The organism is Lewinella sp. (assembly GCF_050633125.1).
Taxonomy (GTDB): domain Bacteria; phylum Bacteroidota; class Bacteroidia; order Chitinophagales; family Saprospiraceae; genus Lewinella.
Genome location: NZ_JBOEFX010000174.1, coordinates 1 through 9,207, shown reverse-complemented (window position 1 = coordinate 9,207; position 9,207 = coordinate 1). Strand labels below are relative to the sequence as shown.

Annotated in this window: 8 protein-coding genes; 4 read left to right on the top strand and 4 right to left on the bottom strand. The window is 44.0% G+C overall.

Annotated elements, in window-relative coordinates; translation table 11 throughout:
- A partial coding sequence (locus tag ACRBG0_RS27010; RefSeq protein WP_431489944.1) for a tetratricopeptide repeat protein occupies nt 1-905 on the bottom strand: 905 nt, incomplete at its 3' end.
- A gap of 120 nt (nt 906-1,025) precedes the next feature.
- Nucleotides 1,026-2,501, bottom strand: coding sequence for an RluA family pseudouridine synthase (locus tag ACRBG0_RS27005; protein WP_431489943.1), 1,476 nt, complete (start codon nt 2,499-2,501; stop codon nt 1,026-1,028).
- Nucleotides 2,502-2,968: 467 nt separating this feature from the next.
- On the opposite strand from ACRBG0_RS27005, the gene ACRBG0_RS27000 reads away from it, so the two are divergent.
- The 3 genes from ACRBG0_RS27000 (at nt 2,969) to ACRBG0_RS26990 (ending at nt 7,652) form a co-directional block, all read left to right on the top strand.
- Entirely contained in the window at nt 2,969-4,108 is a 1,140-nt protein-coding gene (locus ACRBG0_RS27000) for a glycoside hydrolase family 53 protein (RefSeq protein WP_431489942.1), read from the top strand.
- Between the two features lie 33 nt (nt 4,109-4,141).
- Nucleotides 4,142-6,577, top strand: coding sequence for a glycoside hydrolase family 2 TIM barrel-domain containing protein (locus ACRBG0_RS26995; protein ID WP_431489941.1), 2,436 nt, complete (start codon nt 4,142-4,144; stop codon nt 6,575-6,577).
- A 79-nt stretch (nt 6,578-6,656) separates the two neighbouring features.
- Nucleotides 6,657-7,652, top strand: coding sequence for an RNA ligase (ATP) (locus ACRBG0_RS26990; RefSeq protein ID WP_431489940.1), 996 nt, complete (start codon nt 6,657-6,659; stop codon nt 7,650-7,652).
- A gap of 92 nt (nt 7,653-7,744) precedes the next feature.
- Here the strand turns inward: ACRBG0_RS26990 and ACRBG0_RS26985 are convergent, their stop codons facing one another.
- Together ACRBG0_RS26985 and ACRBG0_RS26980 are read right to left on the bottom strand one after the other, a co-directional pair.
- On the bottom strand, nt 7,745-7,918 hold the full coding sequence (locus tag ACRBG0_RS26985) for a hypothetical protein (RefSeq protein ID WP_431489939.1): 174 nt from the start codon (nt 7,916-7,918) through the stop codon (nt 7,745-7,747).
- Between the two features lie 29 nt (nt 7,919-7,947).
- The gene (locus tag ACRBG0_RS26980; RefSeq protein WP_431489938.1) at nt 7,948-8,379 is read right to left on the bottom strand and encodes an RrF2 family transcriptional regulator; all 432 of its coding nucleotides are present in this window, start codon (nt 8,377-8,379) and stop codon (nt 7,948-7,950) included.
- Nucleotides 8,380-8,601: 222 nt separating this feature from the next.
- On the opposite strand from ACRBG0_RS26980, the gene ACRBG0_RS26975 reads away from it, so the two are divergent.
- Nucleotides 8,602-9,207: phosphoenolpyruvate carboxylase (locus ACRBG0_RS26975; RefSeq protein ID WP_431489937.1), on the top strand; the 606-nt coding region annotated here is incomplete at its 3' end.

Sequence of the window (9,207 nt, the reverse complement as noted above, 5' to 3'; positions counted from 1 at the left end):
TCGGTAATTCGTAAAAGGAAGTTGCAGTTGTCCGTTTCACTTTCGCCAAGCTGGATGAGGATACGGTTGCTTCCGGCGGATAATCTTGCCGGGAAAATATAGGCGTCTACGTTATTGTTACGCTCTTGCGATTCGCTGAATAATAATTGATCATTGACCCATACTTTTACAGAACCGGATACGCCAATTCGGAATTGTATGTCTTGTTCGATAGGGCTGGTACAAAAATTCTGAGCGTAGATAATGGAATTCTGAGCGTAGAAAAAATAGTCCATGTCTACCCAGTTGTCCCATCTGGGCGCTTTGATGTCAAACCAACTGATGGGCACTCCCCATTTATTTCTAAAATCGAAGTCGTTGTTCGGATGAGCAAGCGCTTGGAAGTTTTTATCAAAACCGCTTTCAGAAATATTCTCAAATTCGCCCAAGACAGCCCAGGGCTCAATGCTTCCGGTTTGTTCATAATATCGAACGGCTTTTCGCGAATCATTGCTAGCATAATAATGGTTGCCAAGCGCTTGTAAAGCCAGGGCCCTGAGAGTTCCCTGCTCTTTTTCGATCAGTGTTTCCAGGAAGTCTACTTCAGCTTCCGTTCGTTGGCCGTAATTAGTAGACCACAACCCCATAATATAAGGGGTGGGGTTATCGCTGGTTTCGTAGAATTTCTTAAAATGTTGGAAAGTAGCCGTAGGCTCAGCACTTTCTGCTGCGCCCACCAAGTGCAATGCCAAGTGAGCTCGCGCTTTATCAGGCCCATCCAGGGCTGTATTGAAGACCGACCGAGCAGCATCAAAATCATTATTGGCAAAATGTTGCCAACCGACAGTGAGTGCATCCTGAGCAGCTATAGAAAAAGTAAAAAAGCAAAAAAATAGAAGAGTTAGAGCGTTTTTAGAGAAAGACATCAACTTGAAGGTTTAGGAGGTGACAAACAGGAATAAAATGATCAAATAAAGGAAATGATAATTTGAAGAATTTCCAAAATTAAGACCTAAATATCTTGTTATTGAGACAACTAAAAGAATCTAGAAATCCGCGGATACCTCAAAACTCACCATCTCCTTGGTTACCGGATGCTTAAAGGTAATGGCCGCGGCGTGCAGGTGAAGGCGAGTGCCTATTTTGCCGTACAGGTCATCACCTATAATCGGGGCGTTGAGGCCCAGCGTGTGAGCCGCATGGACGCGCAACTGGTGGGTTCTACCAGTAATGGGGAAGAAGTGAATGCGGGTTTTACCATCCTGGCGGTCGATCACCTTCCAGTGGGTACGCGCAGCTTTACCGTGTTCGTAGCAAACCATCTGCCGTGGGCGATCATCGATATCCAGGCGAAGGGGAAGGTCAATAGTACCTTCGTCTTCAGCAACAATACCATCAAGCAAAGCTTCGTAGCGTTTACTAACCGTTCGCTTCATGAAATGGCGCTGGAGAAACTTATAAACCTCCATGGATTTAGCTATAATCATGAGGCCAGAGGTAGACATGTCCAACCGATGTGCGACCATCGGGCCGGTAGCTTCCGGATACTTTTGCTTCATCCGCAACTGTATAGAATCCTTCACATGCCGGCCAGGAACAGAAAGAAACTCCGGCGGCTTGTTGATTAATAGCAGGTGCTCATCTTCATAAACAACCGGAATATCTGTTACTTGATTGCGGTTGCTGAGCATGGGGTTATCGTCCAGTGTCATCCCTGCTAGCATATGGCCTAAAATGGGTTCGCATTTTCCTCGACAAGCAGGGTAGAAATTACCATGCTTTCTTACTTCTGATTTTGGAGATTGCCCCCACCAAAATTCGGCCATAGCCACGGGTTGGAAATTGTTGGCAAACGCATATTGCAGGAGCTTGGGAGCCGCGCATTCGCCTGCGCCAGCGGGTGGCTTTTTTATGGCGGTGTGTTTGAAAATATCCTCCAAGCTGCGTGTTTCACCAGCCTGATTTAGAAACTGGTATTGGGCAAAGAGCTGTTGTTGAAGCGCATTGGAGCGATTTTTACGACGCTCTTTTAGCATATCAATCTCAGATTGATAATGATCGTATTGCTCCTGAGCTTGGGTTGTTCTTTCTGTCCACCGCTTTACAAGGTCTTTGAAATAAAACTGATGTTGAAGGCTTTCCTGCTTCAATTCTTCCTGAAGCGCCAGAAAATCAGCCGCCTCGAATGTAATTCGGGCAGCTTCTCTTTTGACCTTACGCGCTTTTTTGGCAGCTTTCATTTTAGCGCGGAAACCTTCTACCTGCTCAGTTGCTTCTGCTTGGGTGTCTGCTAAAACTTGTCGGGATTCCAATAAGGCTGGAGAGGCAGATAATTGTTTAATCTGCTCGTTGATCTGATTGAGAACTTCCATTCCTGCGAGGAAAAAACTCCCCTCAGAAAGCATGTCAAAAAGGGGGGGGACAAAACCAGGGTGGTGGTTACTGTCGGCTATTTTGCCGGAAAAAGCAGAGAGATAACCCAATTGTCCAGCGCTGTCTTTGACCACCAGTACGCCAAACATTTTACCAATTGCAGCTTCCTGTTTATCATCGTCACTACCAAAATTATGTGCCCAATCTACTTGAGTTGATAAATATTGCTGCAGCTCTTGAGCAGCTAATAAGGCCAGCGGATGAGGTTCGTAATAGAATGGGAACGTAAACTTCTCGGGGAGGGGGATTGCCTTGACCTCCGCTTTAAAAAGCGTGAAATTGCTAGACCTAGCTGGGGTAAATGATGAAGTGGAAGATGGAGAGATGGGAATGGTAACAGTTTTTTATTCAGCCTGCAAAGGTACGTAAGCATTGAGGATAATAAAAGAAGTACTAATGGTAGTTGTGAAAAATTAGCATTCGGTCTTTTTTTAAATAAATGTATAAAATACACTTATATTTGTTCGGCTTAAGTATTAGGACGTTTACACTAGGCGCAAAGTAGTTTGGGGAGTACCCATTCTACCTTGCGTCAGTTTTGAGAAAAAAGGAGATTATGAAAAAGATATTAGGATTAATTATTTTTTCAGCACTACTGGGAGTTGCTTGTGACCAGAGAGTGGAGACACCTACAGATTTTCCTCCAATCATCACAACGCCTGAAGAGGATTTTATACGTGGGGCAGATTTATCTTATGTAAATGAAATGGAAGATTGTGGAGCCATTTACCTGAATTCAGAAGGCTCAACCGAAGATTCTTATGCCATCTTTAAAAATGCGGGCACAGATATTGTAAGGTTGCGCCTGTGGCATGAACCCAGCTGGACAGACTATTCCAACTACGAAGACGTGAAAAAATCTATCGAGCGCGCTAAATCTGCGGGGATGAAAGTATTGCTCGATTTCCATTATTCTGATGACTGGGCCGATCCTGCTAAGCAAGAGGTTCCGGCAGCTTGGCTACCTGTTGTCAATGATATGATGGCCTTGGGAGATTCTGTCTACAACTACACCCATCAGGTATTAAGTCAATTAGATGACTTGGACTTGTTGCCAGAATATGTACAGGTTGGCAATGAAACCAATGCTGAGATTTTGCAAGATCCTAATGGTAGCTATAATAGCATCAACTGGAACAGAAATGCCTTTTTATTGAACAAAGGGCTGTCAGCTGTCCGTGCTATTAGCTCTGCTACGGGAAAGGAAATTGCGACCATGTTGCACGTAGCCCAGCCTGAAAACGCCTTGTGGTGGTTTTCTGAAGCCAAAGAGAATGGCCTTACGAATTTTGATTGGATAGGTATTTCTTACTACCCCCTATGGTCGAATGTAGCCCTTAATGATCTACCTGCCGCGATTCAAACATTGACTACTACTTACAATAAAAAACTTATGGTCGTGGAAACGGCCTATCCTCATACTTTGGACAACCTGGATAATGCCAACAATATTCTTGGGGAAGAGGCAGGGGTAGCAGGTTACGCTATCACTGAGCAAGGTCAATACGACTACCTCAAAGCCTTGGAAGAAAAAATAGAAACTGGTGGTGGAGCCGGGCTGATTTATTGGGAGCCAGCATGGGTATCTACCGCTTGCTCTACCCGTTGGGGCCAGGGCTCTCACTGGGATAATGCTACCTTGTTTGACGAAAATAAGCAAGCACTTAAAGGCATGGAGTATTACTCAGGCGAGTAGTTTGTTGAGTTGTAACACCTTAATTGTTTATTTATGTTACCTGAAAAGTCGTTCCTATTCTTATTTGTGTTATTAGTTGGCATGCTAAGCCTTGATGCACAAAACCGGACCATTGTTACCCTGTCAGAGGGATGGAAATTTAGAAAAGGAGAAACCAAAGATGCGCACACTGTAGGCATTAAGGATGCTGCTTGGCAAACAGTGAGTGTACCCCATGATTGGGCTATTGCTGGTCCATTTATTTTGGATGGCAATGGAAGTACAGGGAAATTACCTTGGCAAGGTCAGGCTTGGTATCGACGTGATTTGGTCATCCCAGCGGCGGCGGCTGGCCAGCGCATGTACTTGATTTTTGATGGAGTAATGGCTTTTCCCAAAGTATACATTAATGGTAAGTTGGCAGGAGAGTGGGATTATGGCTACAACTCGTTTTCTGTAGATATTACCGACTTTGTTACGCCTGGCGGGAAGAATGTTTTAGCGGTTCACGCTGACACCAGAAGTTTTGATAGCCGTTGGTACCCTGGTGCAGGCATTTACCGAAAGGTAGAGTTATTGACGGTGGCACCTGTGCACGTAGATATTTGGGGAACTTATGTAACGACACCCGTTGTCAAACCTCATTATGCTGATGTTCGGGTAAGTACCAAGGTTAATAACTTCACTGCTGAACGTGCAAACATTACCGTTGAACACCAAGTATTAAGTGATGGTGGACAAGTGGTAGCAAAAGGAGATTTTGAGAAATGGATCAATGCGGGGCAACAATCGACGCTAGAAAGTACCCTGACGGTACTAGACCCTGTTCGTTGGGATGTTGACCAACCTTACTTGTATCGCTTGGTAACCAAAGTGCGAAAAGATGGAGAAATCGTAGATGAGTATATCACTAATTTTGGAGTGCGTACCATTCGCTTCGATCCAGACCACGGGTTTTACCTCAACGACCGTCGCGTGCAACTTAAAGGCGTAAACCTCCATCATGATCACGGCCCTTTGGGTGCCGCCTTTTACCCTCGTGCCATGGAACGCCAGTTGGAGATTATGAAATCAATGGGGGTAAACGCCATTCGCAATAGCCACAATACTGCGGCACCTGAATTGCTGGAAATGTGCGACCGGATGGGGCTGCTGTTCTTTAATGAAGCCTTTGATAAATACGACGCTAAGGCTGCCATTCTTGAGGATACTGATTTTGAGACTTTTGCCCAGCGAAACGTTCATAATTTTGTTGTTCGTGACCGCAATCACCCTTCTGTATTCTTATGGTCAGTAGGCAATGAAATTCCTGACGTTCAGAACAATGATAACAATGGTTTTCAGCGATTGCATACGATGGTAAATTACGTTCGTAAATACGATCCTACTCGCCCGGTGACGCTGGTAAATGACCAATTGGACAATGCTGCCCGTCGTCATTTTGATTATTATGATGTGCACAGCTGGAATTATGGCCGCCGTTATCGTTTGGCTCGACAAATGGAGCCGAATAAGTCTGTAATCATTAGTGAGTCCGCTTCTACGTTGAGTACGCGTGGCTTCTACGAGTTCCCTTTGCCAGATGACAAAACAGCATTCACAAAATCTTTGCAGGTAAGTTCTTACGACTTGAATGCTCCTTGGTGGGCGGAGATCGCCGACGATGATTTTATGTGGCAGCAAGATGAATCCTACATCGCTGGAGAATTCGTCTGGACAGGCTTTGATTACCTGGGTGAACCTACGCCTTATGATAACAAAACTGTGAAAGAAATGGGCTTTACAGATGAAGCTGCTGCCCGTAGTTCTTATTTCGGAATAGTGGATTTGGTGGGTATACCCAAGGATCGCTACTATTTGTACAAAAGCTATTGGCTGCCGGAAGAGAATATGATCCACATTCTGCCGCACTGGAACTGGCCCGAGCGGGTAGGGGAGAACGTCCCCGTTTTTGTGTACACCAATGGCGATGAGGCAGAGTTATTCCTCAACGGAGAGTCACAAGGTCGCCGCAGCAAGCAACCGAAGTCAGATAATTCAGTAGACCGTTTCCGCTTGATGTGGAATGATGTCGTCTACCAACCTGGTGAATTAAAAGTAGTCGCCTACAAAGCAGGCCGGAAAATAGGGGAACAGACACTCAAAACTGCCGGAAAGGCGACCCAACTGCGCCTGACGCCTGATCGTAGAAGGCTTCATGCCAATGATCAGGATCTCTCCTACGTGTTAGTGGAAGCTCTTGATGCTGAAGGTAATTTGGCGCCTTTGGCTATGGATAAAATCAGCCTTTCTCTTGTAGGAGAAGGTAGTATTGCTGGCGTTGGTAATGGCAATCCACAATCTTTTGCCCCTTTTCAGGCTCAGGAGGTAGAGCTGTTTTACGGCAAAGCAATGATAATCCTGAAGTCTGGCCAAGAACCAGGAAAAATGACGCTGAAAGCGAGCGCGGATAAGTTGGACGCTGCTACGGTCGTAATTGGAGCGGAGTAAGGTTTGCAGTTTTGGTTTATCTGGCACGGAACTAATTTCTTGACTAATAAGTTTAGTGGATGAACCTATTAAAAGATCAATGAGAAAATTAGCCTCTCTTCAAAGAATTACTACCCTCGAACCCATTCCAAATGCCGATAGCATTTGTAAAGCTACTGTTCTAGGCTGGCAGCTAGTGGTAAAGAAAGGGGAGTTTTCCGTTGGGGATTTATGTGTTTATGTAGAAATTGATAGTATCCTGCCTGAGCGTCCTGAATTTGAATTTCTCAGAGCGAGGAGTAATCGAATTCGCACAGTTCGTTTGCGAGGTCAAATTTCTCAGGGAGTTTGTTTTCCGCTATCCATCTTGCCTGATACCGTTAAGGTAGAAGAAGGCCTTGATGTAACCACCGTATTGGGAATTGAAAAATACGAGCCACCAATTCCTGCTCAGTTATCGGGTGTTATGAAAGGGGGATTTCCCTCATTTATTCCTAAAACAGATGAAACTCGCGTTCAAATTTTAGCTGATTTGCTACAGAAGTACGAAGGCGAGCATTGTTTTGTTACTGAAAAGCTGGATGGATCAAGTGTTACCTACTACTTGAATGAAGGTGAATTTGGTGTGTGTAGCCGTAATATGGAGTTGGAAAAATCGGAAGACAATTCTTTTTGGAAAGTGGCAGTCAACTTGGGTATTGAGGCAAAACTTAATAGCCTAGGAAAGAATATTGCCATTCAAGGAGAATTGATTGGTGAGGGTATTCAAAGTAATAAGTACAAGCTGAAAGGCCAGACCGTCCGATTTTTTAATGCCTTTGACATCAGTAACTATGAGTACTTGAACTATTCAGATTTTAGAGCGCTTATGGAAAACCTGGAGCTACCAATGGTACCTGTTTTAGAAGAGCGTTTCCCCTTGGTGTCAGATATCAAGGGACTGGTTGAATTATCGATCGGGGGCTCTGTTTTGAGAAAGGAAACGCGCCGTGAGGGTATTGTTATCCGTCCATTGAAAGAGAAAACTGATCAAATTGGTCGGGTTTCCTTTAAAGTAATCAACCCCAAGTTTCTCCTGAAGTATGAGGATGCTTGAGTTTGCTCAAAATGGATGAGTAAATAGATAGATTCTAAGTTAGAAAGGCTGTTACTTGTGTAAACGAGTAGCAGCCTTTTTTGTGCTATTACTTAAAGCTCTGAACGCTGCTTTATTAAGTTCAATTCTCCTTTCAATAAATCCGACATAAGGTACTTGGCCCAAATACCAGCGTACCAGTTGAAATAAATCAGGACGATGATAATGGGGACCAGGAAAACAGTAGGCTGATTACTCATCATGGCCGCCCACATTAAAACGAACATAGGCAAGATAAGAGGCTTTTAGATTTGATCTAATCCTTCAGCTTTAAGCTCTGCTCATTAATTCTGGTAGCAGAAGCTTCAATGGTTTCGTCCTTGAGTTGAAGGAGAAACTCTCGACGAACCTTTTGAATTGAATCATGATATGGACATGGATTTGCATCTGAGCAGTGGTCTAACCCTAATATACACTCTTGGAAAATATCTTTCCCGTCAATAGATTCAATAATGCTCAGTAGGTTGGCTGCCTTGTTTTGCTCACTCAAGTAAAAGCCGCCGTTTCTTCCTTTTGTCGATGACACCATTTTATTTTTGGCGAGTTGTTGTAAGATTTTCCCCAAAAAGTGTTTTGGAACGTCTAATTCATTGGCTAATTCTTCTACTCCAAGTTTAGTATCATCATTAGTGTTGATCGCTAGAAAGAGAACTGCGCGAATCGCATATTTACAAGACTTGCTAAACATATTTTGTTGAGTTTACTAAGTAGAGAGCCAAAACAAAGATATAACAGCTACAGCAGGAATCTTGTTGTAGGGAAAAAATTAAATGGTTAGATATTGTAAAAGGGGCGAAAATTTCACAGGGAGAATGGATTTAGAATTAGCAGTGTTTTCTATATTAATGCCTGTAGGAAACTGTTTAGAAACGAGTTTCGCTGTAAAATTTCATATTCTCTTTTACCAATTATGAAAAGTACCCTTCAATATCAAGAAGTTGATAAGATCGTCAAGGATCTGCACTTTATCATGACCTGTTTTCAGGAAGTATTACTATCTCTTGGCGAGGAAGAACTAGCGCGTCAACTTCCCTGGGTCAATGAGGTTTTCGAGATTACTGGCTTAGCCGATGATCAGGAAACGAAACTTATCCAAGCGCTGAGCATTTCCTTTCAACTGTTGAATATGGTGGAGGAAAATGTAGCTGTACAGTACAAGCGGCAAGTAGAAAATGAGCAGGGAATAGCTGCCATTCGTGGGTCGTGGGGTGAAACCTTTGACCGCTGGAAACAACAAGGCCGTACGGAAGAAGAGATGGCGGCCATTTTTCCAAAACTTCGAATACAACCTGTACTTACTGCGCATCCGACGGAAGCAAAGCGAGTCACCGTCCTGGAGTTGCACCGAGAACTATATTTGTTATTGGTCAAGAACGAGAATACCACCTGGTCAGATACAGAGAGGAGCCAGATTCGTGAATCGATTAAAGCCCTATTGGAACGGCTCTGGCGTACCGGGGAAGTGTATCTTGAAAAACCTGACCTGTATGACGAGCGAAACAATGTTCTCCATTAT